The 21550-nt window shown below is 57.0% G+C and carries 20 protein-coding genes; 8 read left to right on the top strand and 12 right to left on the bottom strand.

Going from position 1 to position 21550, the window contains the following annotated elements; genetic code table 11:
* Positions 1-10: 10 nt before the first annotated feature.
* The 5 genes from MHN28_RS05210 to MHN28_RS05190 all read right to left on the bottom strand — a co-directional run bounded on the left by MHN28_RS05210 (position 11) and on the right by MHN28_RS05190 (position 6673).
* Positions 11-1525, bottom strand: a complete 1515-nt coding sequence (locus MHN28_RS05210) for a sugar ABC transporter ATP-binding protein (RefSeq protein WP_239336774.1) — start codon at positions 1523-1525, stop codon at positions 11-13.
* 105 nt (positions 1526-1630) lie between these two features.
* Positions 1631-2647 (bottom strand): substrate-binding domain-containing protein, encoded by a 1017-nt coding sequence (locus tag MHN28_RS05205; RefSeq protein ID WP_239336772.1) that lies wholly within the window; start codon positions 2645-2647, stop codon positions 1631-1633.
* A 1190-nt stretch (positions 2648-3837) separates the two neighbouring features.
* Positions 3838-4695, bottom strand: a complete 858-nt coding sequence (gene proC / locus MHN28_RS05200; RefSeq protein ID WP_239336770.1) for a pyrroline-5-carboxylate reductase — start codon at positions 4693-4695, stop codon at positions 3838-3840.
* A 4-nt stretch (positions 4696-4699) separates the two neighbouring features.
* On the bottom strand, positions 4700-5641 hold the full coding sequence (locus MHN28_RS05195; protein WP_239336767.1) for a D-amino acid aminotransferase: 942 nt from the start codon (positions 5639-5641) through the stop codon (positions 4700-4702).
* A 72-nt stretch (positions 5642-5713) separates the two neighbouring features.
* Entirely contained in the window at positions 5714-6673 is a 960-nt protein-coding gene (locus tag MHN28_RS05190) for a TAXI family TRAP transporter solute-binding subunit (RefSeq protein WP_239336860.1), read from the bottom strand.
* 351 nt (positions 6674-7024) lie between these two features.
* Between MHN28_RS05190 and MHN28_RS05185 the strand changes: the two genes are divergently transcribed.
* Positions 7025-7705, top strand: coding sequence for a GntR family transcriptional regulator (locus MHN28_RS05185; protein ID WP_239336765.1), 681 nt, complete (start codon positions 7025-7027; stop codon positions 7703-7705).
* 115 nt (positions 7706-7820) lie between these two features.
* Here the strand turns inward: MHN28_RS05185 and MHN28_RS05180 are convergent, their stop codons facing one another.
* Genes MHN28_RS05180 through MHN28_RS05155 form a run of 6 tightly spaced genes read right to left on the bottom strand, consistent with a single transcriptional unit; the run spans position 7821 to position 12565 of the window.
* The gene (locus MHN28_RS05180) at positions 7821-8645 is read right to left on the bottom strand and encodes a TonB family protein (protein ID WP_239336763.1); all 825 of its coding nucleotides are present in this window, start codon (positions 8643-8645) and stop codon (positions 7821-7823) included.
* The gene (locus tag MHN28_RS05175; RefSeq protein ID WP_239336761.1) at positions 8642-9037 is read right to left on the bottom strand and encodes a biopolymer transporter ExbD; all 396 of its coding nucleotides are present in this window, start codon (positions 9035-9037) and stop codon (positions 8642-8644) included. The genes MHN28_RS05180 and MHN28_RS05175 overlap by 4 nt, the downstream gene beginning before the upstream one ends.
* Entirely contained in the window at positions 9034-9405 is a 372-nt protein-coding gene (locus MHN28_RS05170) for a biopolymer transporter ExbD (RefSeq protein ID WP_239336758.1), read from the bottom strand. Before MHN28_RS05170 ends, MHN28_RS05175 begins: the two co-directional genes overlap by 4 nt.
* A complete protein-coding gene (locus MHN28_RS05165; protein ID WP_239336756.1) occupies positions 9395-10063 on the bottom strand; it encodes a MotA/TolQ/ExbB proton channel family protein in 669 nt (222 codons plus the stop codon). Before MHN28_RS05165 ends, MHN28_RS05170 begins: the two co-directional genes overlap by 11 nt.
* Before the next feature lie 4 nt (positions 10064-10067).
* Positions 10068-10484 (bottom strand): hypothetical protein, encoded by a 417-nt coding sequence (locus MHN28_RS05160; protein WP_239336753.1) that lies wholly within the window; start codon positions 10482-10484, stop codon positions 10068-10070.
* 50 nt (positions 10485-10534) lie between these two features.
* Positions 10535-12565, bottom strand: coding sequence for a TonB-dependent receptor domain-containing protein (locus MHN28_RS05155; RefSeq protein WP_239336750.1), 2031 nt, complete (start codon positions 12563-12565; stop codon positions 10535-10537).
* A gap of 233 nt (positions 12566-12798) precedes the next feature.
* On the opposite strand from MHN28_RS05155, the gene MHN28_RS05150 reads away from it, so the two are divergent.
* From MHN28_RS05150 to MHN28_RS05135, 4 genes are read left to right on the top strand one after another with little or no spacing between them, the layout of a single operon-like run.
* A complete protein-coding gene (locus MHN28_RS05150; protein ID WP_239336859.1) occupies positions 12799-13854 on the top strand; it encodes a hemin-degrading factor in 1056 nt (351 codons plus the stop codon).
* Positions 13854-14732 carry a hemin ABC transporter substrate-binding protein gene (locus tag MHN28_RS05145; RefSeq protein WP_239336747.1) on the top strand — a complete coding sequence of 293 codons (879 nt, stop codon included), beginning with the start codon at positions 13854-13856 and terminating at the stop codon, positions 14730-14732. Before MHN28_RS05150 ends, MHN28_RS05145 begins: the two co-directional genes overlap by 1 nt.
* On the top strand, positions 14729-15805 hold the full coding sequence (locus tag MHN28_RS05140) for an iron ABC transporter permease (RefSeq protein WP_239336743.1): 1077 nt from the start codon (positions 14729-14731) through the stop codon (positions 15803-15805). The genes MHN28_RS05145 and MHN28_RS05140 overlap by 4 nt, the downstream gene beginning before the upstream one ends.
* 3 nt (positions 15806-15808) lie before the next feature.
* Positions 15809-16597 carry a heme ABC transporter ATP-binding protein gene (locus MHN28_RS05135; RefSeq protein ID WP_239336740.1) on the top strand — a complete coding sequence of 263 codons (789 nt, stop codon included), beginning with the start codon at positions 15809-15811 and terminating at the stop codon, positions 16595-16597.
* A 53-nt stretch (positions 16598-16650) separates the two neighbouring features.
* Here the strand turns inward: MHN28_RS05135 and MHN28_RS05130 are convergent, their stop codons facing one another.
* The gene (locus MHN28_RS05130) at positions 16651-17253 is read right to left on the bottom strand and encodes a TetR/AcrR family transcriptional regulator (RefSeq protein WP_239336737.1); all 603 of its coding nucleotides are present in this window, start codon (positions 17251-17253) and stop codon (positions 16651-16653) included.
* A gap of 139 nt (positions 17254-17392) precedes the next feature.
* On the opposite strand from MHN28_RS05130, the gene MHN28_RS05125 reads away from it, so the two are divergent.
* From MHN28_RS05125 to MHN28_RS05115, 3 genes are all read left to right on the top strand, one after another.
* Entirely contained in the window at positions 17393-17857 is a 465-nt protein-coding gene (locus tag MHN28_RS05125; RefSeq protein WP_239336734.1) for a (2Fe-2S)-binding protein, read from the top strand.
* A gap of 3 nt (positions 17858-17860) precedes the next feature.
* A complete protein-coding gene (locus MHN28_RS05120) occupies positions 17861-20047 on the top strand; it encodes a xanthine dehydrogenase family protein molybdopterin-binding subunit (RefSeq protein ID WP_239336732.1) in 2187 nt (728 codons plus the stop codon).
* Positions 20048-20177: 130 nt separating this feature from the next.
* Entirely contained in the window at positions 20178-21497 is a 1320-nt protein-coding gene (locus MHN28_RS05115; protein ID WP_239336730.1) for a glutamine synthetase family protein, read from the top strand.
* The last annotated feature ends 53 nt before the right edge of the window (positions 21498-21550 follow it).

The raw sequence follows: 21550 nt of genomic DNA, 5'->3' as shown, positions 1-21550 counted from the left end.
GTCTCTCCGCTCATGCGACAGACGCCTGCGCGTCCATGACCGAGGCCAGATGCATGATGTTTTCTTCTGTCATCTCATCGCCAGTGACCTGCCCACTGATGCGCCCTTCGCGCACCACGAGCACCCGGTCGCAGACACCAATCAATTCAGGCAGTTCCGAGGAAATCACAACGATCCCGACCCCTTCATTCGCCTGATCGCGCAAGATACGGTGGATCTCTGATTTCGCGCCCACGTCGACTCCGCGGGTTGGTTCGTCCAGAAAGATCAGGCGCGGGTTGACCGAAAGCATCTTCGCCAGCGCCACCTTCTGCTGATTACCCCCCGACAGGGACGACACCGGATCGCTCAGAGACCCGCATTTCAGGTTCAGCTTGCGCCCTAACGTCGCGGCCTGCGTGTCTTCCATCGCGGATTGGATCAGACCAACTCCGTTAGCTACCTGCTCCAGTTTCAAGGCCGAAACGTTGGCGGCAATCGGCAAATCGAGGAACACACCATCCCCCTTGCGGTCCTCGGACAGGTAGACCATGCCCTTGGCGATACTGTCCCGATAGTTGCGCAGGTTCAGTTTTTCACCGTTCAGCCAGACGTCACCGGTGACATCGCCTTCAAGCTGGCAAATGCCCTTGACTATCTCGCTGCGGCCAGCGCCGATCAGGCCGGCAATCCCCAGAATTTCACCTTTTTTTAGATTGAACGAGACATCCCGGAAGCGCGTTGCCTCAGTCAGGTTGCTAACCTTAAGGATCACTCCGTCCGATGACGCGACTTGCTTCTCTGGGTAAAGGTTGTCGATTACCCGCCCGACCATCGCATTCACCACGTCACTGGGCTGAATTTCGGCAACGTTCTGCGTGACGATGTGCTGGCCGTCCCGGAATACCGAGACACGGTCGCAGTTGTCGAAGATCTCGACCATTCGGTGCGAGATATAAATGATCGAAATCCCCTGATCCGCCAGCTTGCGCATGATCCCGAACAGGGTCTGAGCCTCGGTTTCCGTGAGTGCGGCTGTGGGTTCATCGAGGATCAGAATGCGGCAATCCAGCGTTAGGGCCTTGGCAATTTCGACCAGTTGTTGGTTTGAAATCGAAAGGTTCTTTACCAGAATTGATGGGTCGATATCACTGAGTTGCCGAAACACATCGACCGCGTCGCGTTCCAGTTTGTTATAATCCATAAGCCAGGACCGGCTGGTATTTGTCTTGGCCATGAAGATATTCTCGGCCACCGACACATCCGGGCACAAAGCGATTTCCTGATGAACAAAGCCAATGCCCAATTGCTGCGCCATCGTAGGTGACGAGATTTTGACCGGTTTGCCGTCCAGAACGATCTGGCCACTTTCAGGTTGCAAAATCCCGTCGATCACGTTCATCAGGGTGGATTTTCCTGCGCCATTTTCCCCTGCAATCGCGTGGATTTCACCCTTGCGGAGTTCAAAGTCGATCCCGCGCAACGCTTTGACCGGACCAAAGGATTTGCTTAGATTCGATATCCGGAGGATCACGTCGTCTTGCATGGCACCACCTTTTCGGGGGTCTTTTCGGTTGCTTAAGTTGAAGACTGGAACCACCCACACTGAAACAGAGAGAGCGCGCGGGCAGTTCCTTGGGGAGTTTCTCGATCAGGCCGGATCGCGGCCTTCCATATAGACGTTCAGGTCAAAGCTGTCGGCATTGTTCTTGGTGATGACTGCAAAGCCGTTATCCATGAACGGGATTTGAACCGGGTTGAAACCGCTGGTCTTCCAGTCGTTGAATGGATCGAAAATGTCCGCCCGGTTGGCCAGGTGCACCGCCATGAAACCCATAAAACCTTGTACGCCCTGATTTGGGTTCAGTGACATATGAATGTTGCCTGCCCGGATATGTTCCAGCGTGGTGGGCGTCACATCCGCGTGCATGATCAGGATGTTCGAATTGGCTTCGAGCTTGGCCGCCACAGCGCCTTCGGCGGAACCTGCTTCAGGAATCCAGATTGCCGCCACATTCGGGTTGGCCTGAATGATCGAGGCTGTCGCGCGGTAAGCGGCGTTGCTGTCCTGGTTCGTGGCCTGACGCCCGACCAGTTTCATTTCCGGATAATTATCTTCCATATACGCGATCAGAGCAGTCACACGCAGGTCATGGTTCGACTGGCCCGGGTTTTCCAGCACCGCATATTCGGCGCTGTCACCCACCTGCTTGACGATCTCTTCCGCCGCAAACTTAGCCTCGGCATGGTTGTCCGAGGTAATATAACCGGTGCGCTTGGAATTTGGGCTGTCGGCAGCAAAGGTCACGATCTCAGTGCCGTTGCCAATTGCGCGGTCGATCGGCTCAATGAATGGGTCGGACTGCATGGGGTGCAGCAGAACACCAGCAGGGGATTTCACCAGATCCTGCTCAAACGAAGCGATCTGCTTGGTGATGTCATAGTCGGGCGTGCCCGAAAACACAGTTTCGCAGCCGAAGGCTTCAGCGGCCTGTTTAAAGCCCTGATAGACCGGGACCCAATATGGGTGGCCCGAGACCATGACGTTCATAATATAAGTCTCGCCCGGCTCGCACATTATGCCATCGGCCTGCGCTGATGTAGCCGAGACTCCAGCAACCACCAATGCAGCGGACGCAAGGATCCTGTTTGCTTTTTTAAGGTTCATGAATTTCCTCCCAGCGGAATGCTCTTGCTACTGCGCCGCGTTGCTCCTCCAGCGCGCCGGTTGCAAGAAATTTCTTGATGCGAATTTTTTTGCACAACCCCTTTTAAGGTCGTCGCCAAAGAGTCGTCAACATTTTTGGTATTTTTTTCTAATAGTGAATTTTATTTCACTTTCTTCTTTTCAAGGAGGACACCGTTTGTCAGGAAATGCGTTACTTGGGTTAACTCATTTCGTATTCAACGACGTAATACATGCGGCAGCCTGATCAGAAGCGAACGAGAGGCGAGCAAAAGAATATCCGCTTGATGTGGGGTATCCACCGTCGCTCGCGCCTACGGTAACGACAACTTTCCACTCCTCTCCCTTGTATGGAACGGCACAAGGGCGAAGCCGCTGGCAGGTTGAGTACCAATCCCAATTGCGGAGTAACGTGAAAGCCAACGGTCAAATTTGGCCAACAATTGCGCCCGCAGGTGTTTCTTCTGGATCTCCTTGTGAACCCCGAAGAAACACCCTGCCCCGCAAAGAACCCGCTTGAAAGTTTGGCACAATGCCGCAGAAGAATACCTCAAGGTCGGTCAACGACACGACACGTCGAGGCACGCTGCATCGCCTCGGCACGTTCGTTGTCGAAACACTGAAAATGTTGCATCACCAAACACATGAAGTACAGCTTCACGATCAGGCAGGGACTGTTGCTACTTATGTGCTACACGAGAATATCGCCGATGAAAAACAACATAAAATCAAATAGATACGATCAGTGACACAAATCCATCATGGGGGCAACGGAGAGCCGCGCAGAGCGCCGCACGTCGGAAAACCCTGATTTTTCGTGGTTTTTCGGATCCACCATACTCATCGTTTCCTCGTTTCGGCTCGATTTAGCCCCATTTTGATCGCGGTGCTACACAACGTAGCACCACAATGGCCGTGTAGCACTTTTCCCCGCCCGAATTCCAGCGCACCAGACCAGGCATTGCCAAGGCGCCACCCTTCTCCGTCGGCTTGGCCCGATCGCCTTCTTTTTGGAGTTCAAACCTAACCCAAACAATTTCCGAAAAATCAAACCAACTCACGTCCCGGACATCGAAAGCCCGTGACTAAAAGGAACTCCAATGGGAATTATAACAAAACGCAACAACACCAATGGCAAGCTGAGCTTCACTGCCCTGACTGGGACTTCAATTCTAGTCAGGGTTTTGGGACAGCTCGACACTGCGCCTGTGCGCGGCCCGCGTCGTCTTTTGAATGAGGTCAAGCACACCGTTTCCACGGGACATAAGCTCCTTCAGACCTGCTTGGGTTGTCCCGTTTGGTGATGTCACTTGTTTCCGAAGATCCGCCGGTGACAGTGGGCTGGATCGCATCAAATCGCCGCTCCCCGAGATCATTGCGGAAGCCAGTTTTGCCGCAACGTCGTGCGCCAAACCCAATTCTCTCCCTGCCTCTGTCAATGCCTCTGTCATCGCAAAAACATAGGCCGGGCCGCTCCCGGAAATCGCGGTTACAGCGTGAAGCATGTCCTCATCATCAAGGACCACGGTCTCTCCAACTGCCTGCATCAATTTTGTTGCAAGATCCAAATCCCTGACGGTCGTACAAGCGTTGCCGACGAGAGCGGTAATACCTGAACCAACAGATGCGGGCGTGTTTGGCATTGTGCGCACAACTGGCGTCTGCGAACCCAGCAATTCCTCATAGGTCGAAATCAGAGTCCCGGCGGCGACCGATACGAAAAGAGTTTGCCCGGACCCAAGCGAAATCAGGTCCGACAAAGCAGAAGCCATGACCTGAGGCTTCGTAGCGATCACCGCAACAGAAGGAGGAACTTCTGGCTGTTGGTTCAGGCGCAGGCCGCGTCGCGCAAGGCCCCGCAGCCACTCAGATGGGCGCGGGTCCAGAACAATGATCTTTTTGGGGTCCAACCCGGCATTGAGCCATCCGTTCAACAAGGCGGTGCCCATCTTGCCGCAACCCAGAAGTAAGAGACCACCGTGGCCTACATCCAAACGGCTCCGACCTTCTGAATCCGCGATCTGTGACATGCAGTCAGCTCGCGACCCTCAGGGTGCTTCGTTGCACAAGTTCTTTGTACAGCTCGCGCAGGCGACGGGTCATCGGACCGGCACCTTCATATTCTCCGATCTTCTTCCCATCTATCGACGCGACGGGTGTCTGTGCGCCGAACGTGCCGGTCAGAAAGGCCTCGTCGGCCCCGTAGGCTTCATATAGCGAGTAGTTCTTTTCGAATACCGGGATGTCGTTGGCACGGCACAGGTCTATGACCTTTTGGCGCGTCACTCCGTTCATGCAGTAGTCGCCAGTGGAGGTCCAAACCTCGCCCCGACGCACGATGAAGAAGTTGCACGCATTCGTCGTGTTCACAAATCCATGTGGGTCCAGCATCAGGGCTTCGTCTGCACCTGCCTGTTCCGCCTGCAGGCACGCGATAACGCAGTTCAGCTTTGAGTGACTGTTGTACTTGGCGTCCTGGCTCATCGGTAGACCACGGACCTGCGGCACGGTGGCCAATCGGATGCCCTGGCTCATCAGGCTGTCCGCGGGTTTCGAGTGTTCCACAACAGCAACCACTGTTGGCCCGGAACGTGACAGCCCCGGATGCTGAAACGGTTTGTCCTTTGGACCGCGGGTCACCATGAACCGGCAATGGGCATCAGTTGTCATTCCGTTGGCCTTGGCAGTGTCGTTCAGCGCCTGCAGCACCTCGTCCTTGGTCATGCCAACGTCAATAGAGACAGCCTTGCAGCTATTAAAAAACCGGTCCATGTGTTCATCGAAGAATGCCCATGTGCCGTTGTAAAGCCGCAGCCCTTCCCACATTCCATCCCCAAGCATGAAGCCTGAGTCGTAGACGGACACCATTGCTTCGCTACGCGGCACGATCTTACCGTTGAGAAATATCTTGATGTCTCGATTGCGCGCGTCTTCCTGCGCGTCATGAGTGGAATGGCTCAGGCTTTGCTCGCTCATGTTAAAACTCATAGGTGGGCGTTGCGTTGAAAGGGTGCAGAGGCGGCGGCATCCGCCGCCTCAATAGTGTGCTTAGTTTATCAACCCGACTTCGCGGAAATAGCGCTCGGCGCCCGGATGCATCGGAGCGGACAATCCGTTCACCACCATTTCCTCTTTCTTGAGGTTGGCGAAGGCGGGGTGGAACGACTTGAAGGCGTCAAAGTTGTCAAAGACCGCCTTGACCATAACGTAGACGGTTTCATCTGGCACTTTCGAGGATGTCACAAAGGTGGACGGAAGACCAAAGGATGGAACGTCGCCATCCACACCGCGATACAGACCGCCCGGAATTGTCACGTTGCCATAGTAGGGTTTGCTTTCCACCAACGTCTGTACAGCCTCACCCTCAACAGGAATGATGTTGATGTCACAGGTTGTGGCAGCCTCCAGCACGTTAGCCACCGGGTTTCCTGCGACCATCAGGAAGGCCTCGATTGTGTTATCGCACAGGGCCGAAGACTGTTCTGCGGATTTAAGCTCGGTCACCAGCCCGAAATGATCCATGTCCCAGCCCATGGCATCCACGAGAACTTCAGCCGTCCCACGCGTTCCAGAGCCGGGGTTGCCCAAGTTGATAGTCCGACCACCGAGGTCGTCCAGAGACTGAATACCTGTATCCTTGCGCGCGGCGATGATGACTGTATCCGGGTGCAGCGAAAACAGACTGCGGAGTTCACCGTCCGGGCCATCCTCTTCGAATAAGCTGGTCCCGTTCAGAGCGTGGAACTGCCAGTCCGACTGGACAATACCCATCTCAAGCTCGCCCTCGCGCATGGTACGCAGGTTGTAAACCGATCCGCCCGTGCTCTCGACCGAGCATCGAATGCCGTGTTCCTTGCGCTTTTGGTTGACCAGGCGGCAGATACCGCCGCCAACAGCATAGTAAATACCTGTCACACCGCCGGTGCCGATTGTCAAAAATTCTTCCGCTTTTGCAGATGTGCCGGCTATCAGTGCAGCTGCGCCAAGAGCTGCAAGACCAGTATGCATTTTCCGTTTAAGGATGCCTGTCGACAACATGAATAACTCCCTTTTCACCTGTTGCGTCACCCCGGTTCCAGACCAGGTGATCATTTCTTGCCGATGGAGTGGGCAATCGCAGCCAAGGTTCGGAGCTTTTCGAATCCCCACCTGTGAGGACAATACGGCAGGCAGTTTAAATTGTCGACAATACTTATTATTGTCGACAATTATCCGTTGGCGAACTACCTTGAACTAGTCCGCTGCAGCAAACGATATGAATGAAATTGAATGTTCAGCCCCAGTCATTTTTCTGGCTATCTTGGCCTCACGAAGTAATCTCGCCTTCCGCCCATTGGGTGTTCCATCAACGGGATCGACATGACACGACAAGTACCCTCGACGGAGAAATCCGGCGACACATTGAAAGACAGGACACTGGAGCGACTCCAGAAGCTGATTTTGACCGGAGATCTGGAACCAGGCGCAAAACTGCTTGAGACCCAAGTCGCCGCACAGCTGGATGTCAGCCGGGCAACTCTGCGCGAGGCGATGGTCCAACTGAGCGAGATTGGGCTTCTTGTTTACATCCCCTTCCGGGGATCCTTCCTTCGCACACTGGACCCGGTTGATCTGGACGAAATCTATTCGTTCCGAACCGGGCTCGAGAAGATGGCTTTCCAATTCTGTTGGGACAAGCGCGACTTGGTCAGCCTCGCCGACCTGAAAATGCGCAACAACAGGCTTTGCGAATGCATCTCGAACAACGATCCCTACGGCGCGATCATGGCGGAAATGCACCTTCATTCATGGTGCTACGAGCTTTCGGGACACACCCTTCTATTGCAAAGCTGGGAACGCCTGAAACCCAACCTGCAGTTCTACTTTGCTATGCATCAGAAGGCACATGGGCGGGGCGGCCCACTTCGGGAATCCCATGACAAGTACATTGAGCTCGCCAATGGGGACAGCTTGGACGACATGCTTGCTCACCTTGAAGGTCACATGCGGCAAGGGTTGGAAAACACAATGAAGTTTCTGAATGAAAGAAACGTTTCTTAAGTCGGTTCAACAATTCACTGGGATCTGGCCCGGAAACCAGCGCAGGCCTTCCAACCACATCTGAAAGATCAGTATCGCGGAATGGCACTGCTCCCCGGATTGAAAGGTAGCCCCATTACTTCCCGACTATCTCGATTGTGTAGTCGCGCCTTGCCGCAGCTGGTGGTGGCTGGAACGGGGCGGCGGCGCGCACCTGGGCAAGGGCCACTTGATCCAGTCGTTTAGACCCCGAGCTGCGCGTGATGCTGACACTCAACAGGCCACCGTTGTCACCGATCCGAAAGCTCACCAGAGCCGCGCCCCGGACGTTGACACTTTTTCGCCTCGCACGCGTGATTTTCCGCTTCACATGCCCTGCGTAGTTACTGGCCTGGGCGTTACCCTGCCCCGCCGATTTGGATTTGGTTTCTTTCGCCGTCGCAGCACCCTTGCTCGTATTTCCGGACGCGCTGCCCTTTTTGGCCGACTTTTCGGAATTTCCCTTCTTTGATGCGATCTGATTGACCTTTTGCTGAGCCGGTTCCGGTGGTGTTACGTCCTCAGGCTGCGAAACTGCGGCTCTCTTGGGCTGTGGCTCTGGTGCTGTTGCCGCCTCAGGCTCCACCGGTTTTTGAGGGCTTGTCACCGCGACCGCTGTCGCGCTGTTTGGGGCTGTGGGGCTGATCGTCTGGGGAACGATCGCCTCGGCCTGGGATGTCGGAGTGACAGTAGGTTGCTGTTGTGTGGGCGTCACGGGTAGTTGGTGCGCGGCTGATGGTGCAGAGGCAGTAGCCCCGGTGACATAGTCCTTGAACGAATCCCCCAAGGCGGCAACCTCGCCCGAACCGCCCCCTTCTATATTCACAGTCTCGCCAGCGGAAAAATCATGCAGTGCGAGGACGTGCGTTGCTGCGGCCAATGTCAAAGCGGTTATGGCGACGCCGCGTGATCGGGGTATCATTGCAAACCCCTCTCGGTGACTACATAGACCTTCTTCGCGCCCAAGCTTCGTAGCGTATCGCTGACTTCTTTCAACTTGACCGCAGGCAAGGCCCGGTCAGGCACAACGCGAACGTCATCCAGCGGCAAATCGATGGACGCGCGTTCGACATACGCTTCGACGCCCGTGAGTTCCGCACTACGGTATTCCAGCGTGCCATCGCTGCGGATGACCAAGGCATCCGGCGGCTCGCGCCCCTCCAGATCGCTGGTTTCGACTAGCTTCACCGATTTGCTGAGCGGCGGCGCAAGGGTGCCCGCGATCATGTAGAAGATGAGCATCAGGAAAACGACATTGATCAGGGCGATCGTCGGCTCTCGGCCTTGTTTTGCCTTAGGTTTCAGCTGATTCATCCGATCACCTGCGCGCGCAACTGATCTATACCCTTCAGGACTGAAAGTAGATCTATCAACTGCTGAGAGGTTGCGTCCTGGCTGAGGCTGATCAGCGCTGTCTGGGGTTTGCTATCAGTGAGCCGCGCGGCAACGTCTTCGAAGGACACAAGCGTTCCATCGACGAGAATTCGATTAGCCTCGAGTTTGACAAACCGGATGGCCCGATCCGTTTCCGGTCCTCCGGCAGCAGCGGCGGTGAACTCGATCTCGCCAAACTTCGAGAAAGTCGACGTCAGCATGAAGAACAGCAGCAGCAAAAAGATGACGTCGATCAGGGACGTCATCGACAGGCGTCTGCGCCGTTTCTTGCGAACGTCAAGCGCCATGGGCAAAGGCTGTTTGCGCGGGCCCTGCAGCCACGACTTCATCATCCGCATGCCCCGGTGCAAAGACCGTCCGCAATGCGCGGTTGGCAAAGGTGCGTTCGCGGCTCATTCGTGCTTCGAACCACGTCAGGACCATTGATGTCGGCATTGCAACGGCAAGCCCGGCTGCCGTGGTCAGCAAGGCCACCCAGATGCCGCCCGCCAACAACGACGGATCAACGGAATTGCCCGCGCCCTGAAGGGTCTGAAACGCCTCAATCATACCCAGAACAGTACCGAAGAGGCCCAAGAGTGGGGCAAGCTGCGCCACCATGTCCAACACATTGAACCCCTGCTCGAGTTGCGCGAAACGTGCTTCGGCCTCGGCATCGACTCGTTCGGACAAAGTGCGGTCCTCACCAGACAATGCCATCGCGATAACCGGTGCCAGATAGCTGCGGCTTTTGTTGAGATGCGCCCGGGTGTCCGCGTGATCCTGACGATCCCACGCCTGAATCGCACGCGAAAGCTCGATATGGCGGCCGACCCCGGCGGCTCGGAATTGCCAGAGTTTGTACAAAACCAACGAGAGTGTCGCGATGGACGTCAGGATCAGGATGGCCACAACCGGCCCGCCCAGCGCCAGAATATCCATCAACTTTTGAAGTATCGCATTCATGAGTTTATCCAATCACCTCGGTTTCAAGACGGCTTTTGAGTTCAAGCCCGGTCAGGCAGGCATCCGCCATGTCGCCTTGGGTTTCACACTCCTGCACTCCGTTGATCAGAATTCGGCTGATCTCGTTGCAGGCCATGTCGTTGAATTGGAACTGACGCACTCGGAGGCGCCCTGCGGGTAATTCTGCGAAATCCAGTAACGTCAGCAGGGCCACCTTCCCTTCAGTCCCGAAAAGTACGGCTTCGTACACGGCACCGTCGATGTCAGAGTCGTAAGAGTTTTCGGCGACAAAACTCAGCAGACAGTTTTGCCCCCTCGCCTCTGCCGAGCTCAGCTCGATGGATATACCACCGGACTGACTGGTTTCCTCTGCACTGACAAACCCTGCCCCCAATATTGGGAGCAGGGTCAGCAGGACCACTCGAGCATTTCTTTTGGTTCTTGTTTGCATGACTGGTCCTTTCGTGTGGATCAGAACGTTTTCGCCAAGGTCAGCTTGAAGTTCCGGCCCGGAGAGTTGCGGGTCGAAAGGTTTGGCAGATAGTTCTTGTCAAAGATATTCTCGATGCCGGCGCGGACTTCGAAGCCCTGGAACGCACCCTCTTGCGGCAGGTATGTCGCGCGCAGCGTGTTCACGCCGTAGCCTGCAACCGGATCGCCGCTGGAATCGGTGCCGGACTTGGCGCCGAACAGCTCCCAGCTGACGTCCAGCGTTTCGCCAAAGCGCTTGCCGACAGTCACACGGGCCGAGTCGGTCGGCTCATTGCGCCACGGCGAGTCCACACCAAGCGCGCTGGTTTCAGTGCCTTTGACGATATTAGCGTTGAAATCGACATAGTAGCCGGCAGCGTTCGCGTAGGACGCCTCGATTTCCACACCTTTGGTTTCAACTTCACTCAACGGACGCGAAGGGCTGCCGGATACGTACGACGTGATGTCCCAGAGGTCTGTTCTGTAGAAATTGACCTTGGCGCGAACGACGTCGCCATCGGTAAAGACATCTCCACGGTTGTAAGAGAAGCCTGCTTCCCATGTGCGCGACTTTTCAGGCTGCGTCATGTATGCGGGGGTGCCCAGATCGTCGATGATTGGCAGGTTTTCCGTGTATGCGCCGCTGCCGAAAACGGCAAAACCGCTGGCGAATTCGTACCGTGCAGACAGGCCGCCCATCAACGCGTTGTTGTCATAGCTCTCGTTGCGCGGTGCTGGCGCGTCGCTATCGCCTTCGATGTCTTGCGTTTCATAACGAATTGCCGGCGTGATCGTCAGTTGCTCGGCGATTTGGATATCATCAACGGCAAACAAGGCGATCCGGCGATCTGTTCCACCAGGGGCCGAAGGCGCGTCCAGACGTTCGCGATTGATGAACTCGATCCCGGCGCGCAGATCGTGCGATGCAATTCCGGTCTGGAAATAGGACGTGTTCTTGATCGTCAGCTTCGTTGTTTCGTAGTTGTGAGTTGCGTCAGCCAACCCACGAATACTGCGGAAGAAGGGCGAACGTTCCAGGCTTGATGATCCCGGCACATAAGAGCTGTCGATCTTCTGTTCCGAGTAGCTGAGGTTCACGTCCAGATCGATCAGGTCGTTGCCTGCAGGACGATATTGATACCGCAAAATCCCGATTTTTGTTTCGATATCGCGGTCTACGTTACCGAATGAATCCGATGTCGTGCCGAATGAGTCATAAGGCACATCGCGCTCTTCCGAGGTGGACTGGTTGTAGGACGCAGTGATCGAATGCTCGAGGTCATCGCCAAAGCTGTACTTACCCTTTGCCAGAAGCGACGGCAGTGTGAAGGCACTGTTACCAATGGTGTCGCCGTTTCCGTCCTTTTGATCATCCTGATCACGATATGAGTAGTTGAACAGGAACTCGGTCTGACGGTTGGGCTGCCAGGCCAGGATCGACGAGGACGCAAATCCGCTTCCGTTGGAATACCCTTCCAGCGTTTGCCGGAACCGGAAGCCGGGCTCGCCACCAGTGAAGTCCGACGCGTCCTTGGTTTCCAACTGAACCACGCCGCCTACAACACCCGAGCCGTATTCGAACGATCCCACGGTACCGCGGATAACCGAAACGCTCTTGTATAGCTGCGGGTCGGTGAACAACTGGTTGCCGATCCGATACAATTCTTCCGCGCCGGTTGTCGCCCCATCGACAAGGATCAGCACTTTCTGGTCGGTGCCGAAGGTGCTGTTGGCACCAAAGCCACGGATGTTGATCCCCGAACCTTGCGGTGTCGAGCCGTTGACCAAAGTCACACCGGGCACCGTATCGATCAGTTCAGCAACCGTGTTGGCCTGACGATCATTGACTTCTTCCTGATCGATATTCGTTACCGGTACGGCGGTATCCGTCTGGATTTCCCGCTTGCTTTCACCCAGTTCGAGTGTACCGAGAAAGCCGTCATCTTGTTCCTGCGCTGAAGCGCCAGCCGCGATCATGCTGAGGCATGACACCGTGCCCAGCAACCCCATCTTTTGAATCCGCGAACGCATTTCTGTCCCTTCGAAACTTTAAGAGGACCGGAAATGCTTGCTCCGTGCTGGCTGTGGTCAGTCTTTTTTTGATTTTCGGAATCGCCGGTTTGGCGACTTGTGCTCGTTAATAAAGTTGACTAAAACAGTCAACATAAATTCTTAGTCGTTCGCACGACATCCGCCAGCAGGTCGCCGCGCTCACCGATGACCATGCCAGCCTGACACTCATGACACTCGAAGATGGAAAAACCATGACGGAACAGGTGCTTCTGGCCCCGGATCAAATTCGTGCAGCCTATGCTGAAAACACCGGAAAACGTGACCGCGATTTGGCGGAATCGCTGGGTATTACCGAAGGGCAACTTGTCGCCGCGCACACGGGGATCGACGTGACAAGGCTGTCGGCGAACCTTGACGACATCTTTCCAAAGCTGAACGGGCTGGGCGAAGTCATGGCGCTGACGCGCAATCTGTCCTGCATCATCGAAAAAGTCGGGCAGTACGACAACTACCATTCTGGCGCCCATGCTTCGATGGTGCTGACCGAAGACATCGACTTGCGCATGTTCCCCAGCCAGTGGGCCCATGCTTTTGCCATCGAGCGTGAAACACAGAACGGAACCAAACGATCTGTTCAGATCTTTGATGCAGCCGGGGATGCGGTCCACAAGATCTTTCTGCGCGACGGATCCGACCTGAACCACTGGAACGAACTCGTCAGTTCGCTGGCTTCGGAAGACCAATCACAGACGTTGACCGTTGAGCCGCGCAAGCCGACCGAAGCTGCCAAGGTGAACGCGGACAAAGTTGACATCCTGCGCTCGGAATGGGCCAAGATGACGGACACGCACCAGTTTCTGCGCCTGACCTCAAAGCTGAAGATGAACCGCTTGGGGGCTTACCGCGTCGCGGGCGAACCGTTCGTTCGTGAGCTTTCGACCGATACGGTTTCCCAGATGTTCGAACAGGTGCGTGATCAGGGGCTTGAGGTCATGGTTTTCGTCGGCAACCGGGGTTGCATCGAAATTCACGGCGGCCCGGTTGAGTCGCTTAAACAGATTGGCCCGTGGTTCAATGTGCTTGACCCGCGTTTCAACCTGCATCTGCGCACGGACCACATCGCCGAAGTATGGGCGGTCTCCAAACCCACACAACGTGGACCCGCTGTTTCGGTCGAGGCCTTCGATTCCGAAGGTGGCCTTATCCTGCAGGTCTTTGGCCGTCGCTCGGGTGAGAAGGATCACCGCCCGGCCTGGGACGAATTGGTGGCAAAGCTGCAATCCAAAAAAGAAGCCGAGGTAGCATAATGAATACCGTTACCAGAGTTACTTCAACTTTTGCCGTTCTCGCGGCTGGCGTTTTCGGTACTCAGGCCATGTCGGCAGATGAGGCCGAGCCCAATCGCATCATCGCAATCGGTAGTTCCGTGACCGAAATCGTGTACGCACTGGGCCAGCAGGATCGGCTTGTCGGCCGCGATCAGACGTCGACCTATCCGACTGAGGTGCTTGAGTTGCCCGACGTCGGCTACATGCGCGCCCTATCACCCGAAGGTGTCCTGTCGGTTCGACCGGATTTGATCGTGGCACTGGAAGGCGCCGGGCCGCCTGAAGCTGTTGAAGTGCTCAAAGAGGCAGGTGTGGAGTACGTCTCGATCAGCGAAAACTACACACGTGACGGTGTCGTCGAAAAGATCCGGGCGGTCGGGACAGCGCTTGGCGTGGAAGAAGCAGCGGAAGAACTGGCCGTCCAGACCGGCGCACGTATTGATGGTGCACATTCCAACGCTGCTGATGCAGCGCTGAATGGATCGGCGCGGGTCTTGTTCGTCCTGTCAGCGCAAGACAATCGGATTCTGGTTGGTGGGGCGGACACGCAGGCGGACAGCATCATTCGGTTGGCGGGTGGCGTGAACGCAGCAGGCAGCGTGTCGGGCTTCAAACCGATGACACCCGAAGCGATCGCCTCGACCGCACCAGACGTGATCCTGATGATGGATCGTCGAGGCAATCACATCACTGGAAACGAGGAACTGTTTGCCTTGCCTGCATTTCAACTGACACCGGCGGGCCGGAACAAGCGACTGATCCGCATGCAAGGGGCGTATCTTCTTGGCTTCGGCCCTCGCACAGCCGACGCGATTGCTGATTTGTCAGCGGAACTGCAGAGAATAAGTGGCTCATGACTCTGGCAATGGATCACGATGGGCTGAATGTGGCCCCACGCGACCGTCGGGTGACGGCGCGTCGGGTCACATTGGCCCTCTTCGTTCTTCTTATCGTCACCAGCGTGGTCAGCGTCTCGGTCGGCGCATCGAATGCGTCACTCAGCGCAGCTTTGGCTGACCTGATCGCTGGGCGTGATATCTCAGACCTCGACCGGATCGTCCTTTGGGACATCCGCCTGCCCCGGTTGGCCATGGGAGTTCTTGTAGGTGCCGCGCTGGCGGTGTCCGGTGTCGTTATGCAAGGGCTTTTCCGCAACCCGCTGGCTGACCCCGGGATCGTCGGTGTCAGCGCTGGTGCTGGTCTTGGAGCGATTTCCGCGATCATCCTGGGCTCATACCTGCCCGCGTCTATACTGGCGTGGACAGGCAATGGGCTGATCGCCATCGCTGCATTTCTGGGCGGATGGGCGTCCGTCCTTCTGCTCTATCGCGTCTCCACACGGCGAGGGCAGACATCTGTGGCGACCATGCTGCTGGCCGGCATCGCATTGGGGGCACTGTCAGGCGCGGTATCAGGTGTTCTGGTCTACATCGCCGATGACCAGCAACTGCGCGACCTGACTTTCTGGGGCATGGGCTCATTGGCCGGAGCAACGTGGACCAAGGCCGCATCGGCTGCACCGATTATCCTGATCTCGGTCTTAGTGGCACAGTTCCTCGCCCGCGCCCTGAACGGTATGGCAATGGGCGAAGCCGTGGCGCACCACATGGGCATTCCGGTCCAGCGCAGCAAGAACATCGCCATTCTGGCCGTCGCCGGAGCAACCGGTGCGGCCGTCGCGGTGTCTGGCGGAATTGGCTTCATCGGCATCGTCGTACCTCACCTGTTGCGTTTGGCAACAGGGCCGGACCATCATCGCCTGCTTTTAAACTCTGCCTTGTTGGGGGCAAGCCTGTTGCTGGGCGCCGATATGATCAGCCGACTGATCGTTGCCCCGGCAGAATTGCCGATCGGCATCGTAACCGCAATTCTTGGCGCACCGGTCTTCCTGTGGATTCTGCTGCGGCGTCACGGAACAATGGGAATGTAAGTGATGAAAGGCGAGAACATACGCGTCAGTCTGGGCCGCAAAGAAATTCTGCACGGTGTGGATTTTGATGCAGAGCCCGGAAAAGTCACGGCGATCATCGGACCCAACGGCTCAGGAAAGTCGACCTTACTCAAGGCGTTATCGGGCGAAATTGAATCTTCTGGCAAAGTAGCGCTGAACGGGCGCGACATTTCCGAACTGAAACCTTGGCAATTGGCCGCAATGCGAGGCGTGCTGCCACAATCGTCGACCGTCGCCTTCCCCTTCTCTGTGCTGGAGATCGTCAGGCTGGGGCTGGCAAATGGATTGGCTGCCGGGGATGACACCCTGCCATCGAAGGCATTGGCCCATGTCGATCTTGCCGGGTTTGAGCATCGGTCCTATCAGAACCTCTCTGGCGGCGAACAGCAACGGGTTCAGCTTGCCCGCGTTCTGACTCAGGTCTGGGCCGCGAAGTACCACGACAAGCCGAAATGGCTATTGCTGGACGAACCCGTTGCAAGCCTCGACATCGCGCATCAGTTCACCGTGCTCGGCGTTGCAAGAAACTTCGCGGCGCAGGGTGGCGGCGTAGTGGTGGTCATGCACGATCTGAACCTGACCGCGCTATTTGCCGACTACGTCTATGTCCTGTCGGAAGGCAATGTTTGGGGTTCGGGCACACCAACGGCTATCCTGAACGACAAAACGATGGAGCAGGTCTATGGCATCGACCTGCCAATCAACACGCTGCCCAAGGGTCAGGTGCCTTTCATCCTGCCGCAGGCCATGAAGCACGACCTCACGGTTTGAACAAAGTTGGTTGGGGCGGGCGCATAGCTAAGCTCGCCTCGCACCGCCTGCAACTAAACGCCGTAGCGGCTGAGGATCATGTCGACGCTATTTTCGATAGTGGCTGTCATATCATCCTCACTCAGGACGCTGCCGGTGAAGATCATGGGCCAGAACGCTTTGGCCTTGATCAGACCGATGAACTCCTGCCCCGCGCTTTCCGGATCGTCTATTCGTAGCTGATCGTCCGCAGCGGCATCTTTCAACATCTGCACAAAGATCGCCGTTTTATCCAGCTTGCCCTGCGCCGCCGCCGCAAGAACCGGGTTGCGCAGGGTTTCGCTGATCACCATGCGCGCCATCGCCATCACTTCGGGCAGCATCAGAATGCGCCCTTCGGCCCATGCCAGTTCGGTCAGTTGCTCGCGAATATCACGACCCTTTTCGTACCGAATGTCCAGCACTCCGGCAAAGCGGTTCGCCAATTCGATCACGATGGAACGAAACAGGTTTTCCTTGCTTTCAAAGTATTTGTACAGCGTCCGCTTGGACACTTCGGCCTGCGCTGAAATGCGGTCCATACTGGCGGCGGCGAACCCCTTTTCCTGGAATTCCGCCACGGCCGCCTCAATGATCTGGGCATGTTTGGACGCATTCGGCGCTGTGCATTCGTTCATATCCAAAGCTATAGACCCATTGACAGATCAAGGTCAAACACTACGTAAACTCACCAGTTTACACGCATGAATTTCTCGCCTAGTGTAAACCCGCCAGTTTACCGACTCAGGTAACCAGCCCAACACGGAGAGTCCCCTCATGGCTTTGACTTTGAAACTGAACGGCGAAACCCACGCGGTGGACGCCGAACCCGGCACGCCCCTGCTCTGGGTGATCCGGGATGAACTCAAGCTGACTGGAACCAAATTCGGCTGCGGCGTCGCATCCTGTGGCGCGTGCACCGTGCACCTGAATGGCGAGCCCGTGCGCTCGTGCCAGACTTATATCGAAGACGTCGAAGACGCCGAAATCACCACAATCGAGGCGGTTGGAGACGACAAAATCGGCGCAGCCATACAGCAGGCCTGGGTCGAGCTGGATGTGGTCCAGTGCGGCTATTGCCAGTCGGGTCAGGTGATGTCGGCGGTCGGACTTTTGTCTGAGAACCCTAAGCCCAGCGTCGAAGAGATTGACGACTACATGGCCGGCAACGCCTGCCGTTGCGCCACTTACCAACGTATCCGCGCCGGTATCCAGCGCGCATCTGAAATTCTGGAGGCCTGATCCATGACCATAAACACCTCCCGCCGTGGATTTCTGAAAGGTGCCGCTGCTGCCAGTGCTGTCCTGCTGGTTGGCGCGCGCCCTGATGGCGCGCTGGCGGCTGCTTCGTCCGAGACCACTCAGTTCAATCCATTCGTGAAGATTGAGGCCGACGGGACCGTGACAGCAATCGTCAAACACTTTGAAAAGGGCCAAGGCCCTGCAACCGGCCTGCCGACGCTGATCGCCGAAGAAATCGGCCTGACCATGGACCAGATCGAGTACGAATTCGCCCCGTCCAACCCGCAGGTCTACAACAACCTGTTGTTCGGCCCCTTCCAGGGCACTGGCGGGTCGACCGCGATGGCGAACTCGTGGATGCAATACCGTCAGGCTGGCGCCGCCGCGCGCGAAATGCTGATCAACGCAGCCGCGCAAAGCTGGGGAGTCGACGCATCCGGCATCACCATCGAAGAAGGCATCATCAAAGCGGGCGACAAGACGGCTCCGATCGCCGAATTCGTGGCCGCCGCGTCTCAACTGGAGGCCCCCGCCGAGCCGCGTCTGAAAGACCCGTCAGAATTTCGTCTGATCGGCAACGAAGCGGTCCGCCGCAAAGACTCGGCCATCAAGGGCAACGGACAGGCTATGTACGCCATGGACGTTCACCTGCCCAACCAGATGATCGCCATGATCAAGCGACCTGAATCGAAGGGCGGAATCGCCAATGGCTTTGACGACAGCGCGTCGAAAGAGGTCAAAGGCTATATCAGCGCCGCCGTGCTGCCCAATCAGGCAGGGGTCGCGGTTTATGCCGAAAGCACCTGGGCCGCGATTCAGGCGCGTGATGTGCTTGAAGTCGAGTGGGACATGTCAGCTGCCGAAACCCGCGACTCGGACCAGATCAAGGCCGAGATCATGGCCGCTCTGGATGCCGAGCCTACCTACAACGTGAACAAGGCAGACGTGGCGGCGGTGTCAGCGGCCATCGATGGAGCGGACAAGGTCATCGAAAAGACCTTCTACTTCCCACTGCTGGCACATGCCCCAATGGAACCACTGAACTGCACTATCGAACAGACTGCGGACGGCACCATTGTTCTGCATGACGGTGCGCAAATGCCGACTGGCCCGCATATGGCCTATCAGCAGATCTTCCAGCTGCCGCCCGAGAAAATCCAGATCAAGACGATGCTGGCGGGCGGTTCGTTCGGGCGCCGCGCAACCCCTGACGCGGATTATCAGGTCGAGGCTGCGCTGGCCTTTGTGGTCACCGACCGCTCGCGCCCGGTCAAGCTGGTCTGGACGCGTGAGGATGACATCCGCAGCGGCTATTACCGCCCGGCCTTTGGCCACAAAGCACGTGTCGGACTGGATGCCGAAGGAAACATCGTCGGTTGGCAGCATCAGGTTGCGGGGCAGTCGATCATGAAAGGAACACCGTTCGAAGCCTTCTCGGTTCAAGACGGAATCGATCACAGCTCGGTCGAGGGGATCGGTGACAGCCCCTACGCTATCCCCGGTATGGCCGTCGGCCTGACCGATACACCCAAAGCAACCTCGGTTCTGTGGTGGCGATCGGTTGGACACACCCACACGGCCTATGCGATGGAAGTGATGATGGATCTGGCCGCAAAGGCTGCTGGTCGTGATCCGGTGGAGTTCCGACTGGCCTATCTCACCGATACGAGCGATCCGGATCAGGCCCGCAAGGCCGGAGTCCTGAAGCTGGCGGCAGAGAAGGCAGGTTGGGGCAATGCTCCGGCCGGTCGGGCACAGGGCATCGCTGTGCATAAGTCATTTGGGTCTTACGCGGCACAAGTAGTCGAAGTTTCGGGCAATCCTGAAGACGGCATAAAGATCGAAAAGGTCACCTGTGCCGTGGATTGCGGAATTGCTGTTAATCCGGACGTCGTGCGTGCCCAGATGGAAGGTGGCATCGGCTATGGCATCGGTCACGTGATGCGTGACCAGATCACCCTGACCAGTGGTTCCGTAGACCAGTTCAACTTCCCGGACTATGAGCCGCTGCGGATTGGCGATATCGCCGCCATCGACGTGCACATCGTCCCGTCTGCCGAAGCTCCGACTGGTGTGGGCGAGCCTGGTACGCCGCCCTCGGCCCCTGCTCTGGCAAACGCGATCAACGCCCTGTCCGGCGTTCACGTTGCGGAACTGCCCATGGCAGAAAACGGCGTAAGCTTCGTCTGAGCACCTGCCCCGCGCCTCACCTGATTGGTCGGCGCGGGGTTTCTCTTACTACAAAACAATTTGATCAAATTTCGTGACAACAGAGCGCGTCTCGATTACATCTCGGGTAACCAGAGTAATGGAGACTACGATGGACCTGAGCGCCCTGCACAGTTTTCGCGTCGCTGCATGTGATCTTAACGGTCAGATGCGCGGAAAGCGTGTGCCGCCCTCTTATGCCAGCAAACTGGATAAAGGCGCAGTGCGCATGCCCTTTTCCGCGCTGAACGTCGACCTGTGGGGGGCCGATATCGACGGCAGCCCGCTTGTGTTCGAATCCGGCGATGCAGATGGCGTGTTGTTGCCAACAGACCGCGGTCCGGTTCCTGTGCCCTGGCTTGCAACCGAGACCGCCTTGGTCCCGATGAGCTTGCATGACGACGACGGCGCGCCCTTTCCCGGCGACCCAAGGCATGCGCTTGCCTCGATCCTCGAACGCTATGCCCAGCGCGGCTGGTCCGTCATTGCGGCCACCGAGCTGGAGTTCACATTGCTCGATGCTTCGGGTGCCCATCCGCAGCCGCCGGTAAATCCCGACACCCAACGGCGGTTAGAGGACGAGGCCGTTCTGTCCATGGCCGAACTGGACGCCTTTGATGCCTTTTTCACCGACCTGTACGATGGTTGCGCTGCGATGGGCATTCCCGCCCAAACCGCCATATCAGAAGCCGGCATCGGCCAGTTCGAAATCAACCTGAACCATCAGGAAGCGATGCGTTGCGCGGACGATACGTGGCTTTTCAAGGCTTTGGCGCGCGGTCTGGCGCGCAAACATGGGTTTACGGCGACGTTTATGGCCAAGCCCTATGCGGATGACGCGGGCAATGGGATGCATGTGCACTTCTCGGTCGTGGATCAACAGGGCCGTAACGTCTTTGACAATGGTGGTCCTGAGGGCACCGATCTGTTGCGGTGGGCAGTTGCCGGATGCCTGGACGCAATGCCGGGCTGCACGTTGATCTTTGCACCGCATGGCAACTCATACACTCGCCTAGTTCCCGGTGCGCACGCCCCCACTGGCGCAAGCTGGGCGTATGAAAACCGCACCGCGGCCCTGCGCATTCCCGGCGGCGCCCCGGCCGCTCGTCGGATCGAAAATCGGGTCGCTGGTGGCGATATCAACCCCTATCTGATGCTGGCCGCCGTTCTGGGTGCGGCACTGAACGGCATCGAAGACAAGACCGAACCGCCCGCCCCGATTTCTGGCAATGCCTATGACATCGACGGGCTGCCCCAGCTTGCCAGCGATTGGCCTCAGGCCATCGCAGCGTTCGAGACAGACCCAAGCGTCGCACGCATTTTTCCTGCCGAGTTGGTCCGCTACTTCGCGATGACCAAGCGGCAGGAAATCAGGCGGTTCGCCGATCGTCCACCCGAGAACCATTGGCTGAGTTACATCGAAGCCGTATGAGCCCCCTTGCCCGCCCGGATTCGGTAGGCTAGAATAAATTTGATCAAATTTGG

The sequence above is a fragment of the Ruegeria sp. Ofav3-42 genome, from assembly GCF_022347725.1.
Taxonomy (GTDB): Bacteria; Pseudomonadota; Alphaproteobacteria; order Rhodobacterales; family Rhodobacteraceae; genus Ruegeria.
Note: the sequence above shows the minus strand (reverse complement) of the source record. Positions and strands in the feature narration are given on the sequence as shown.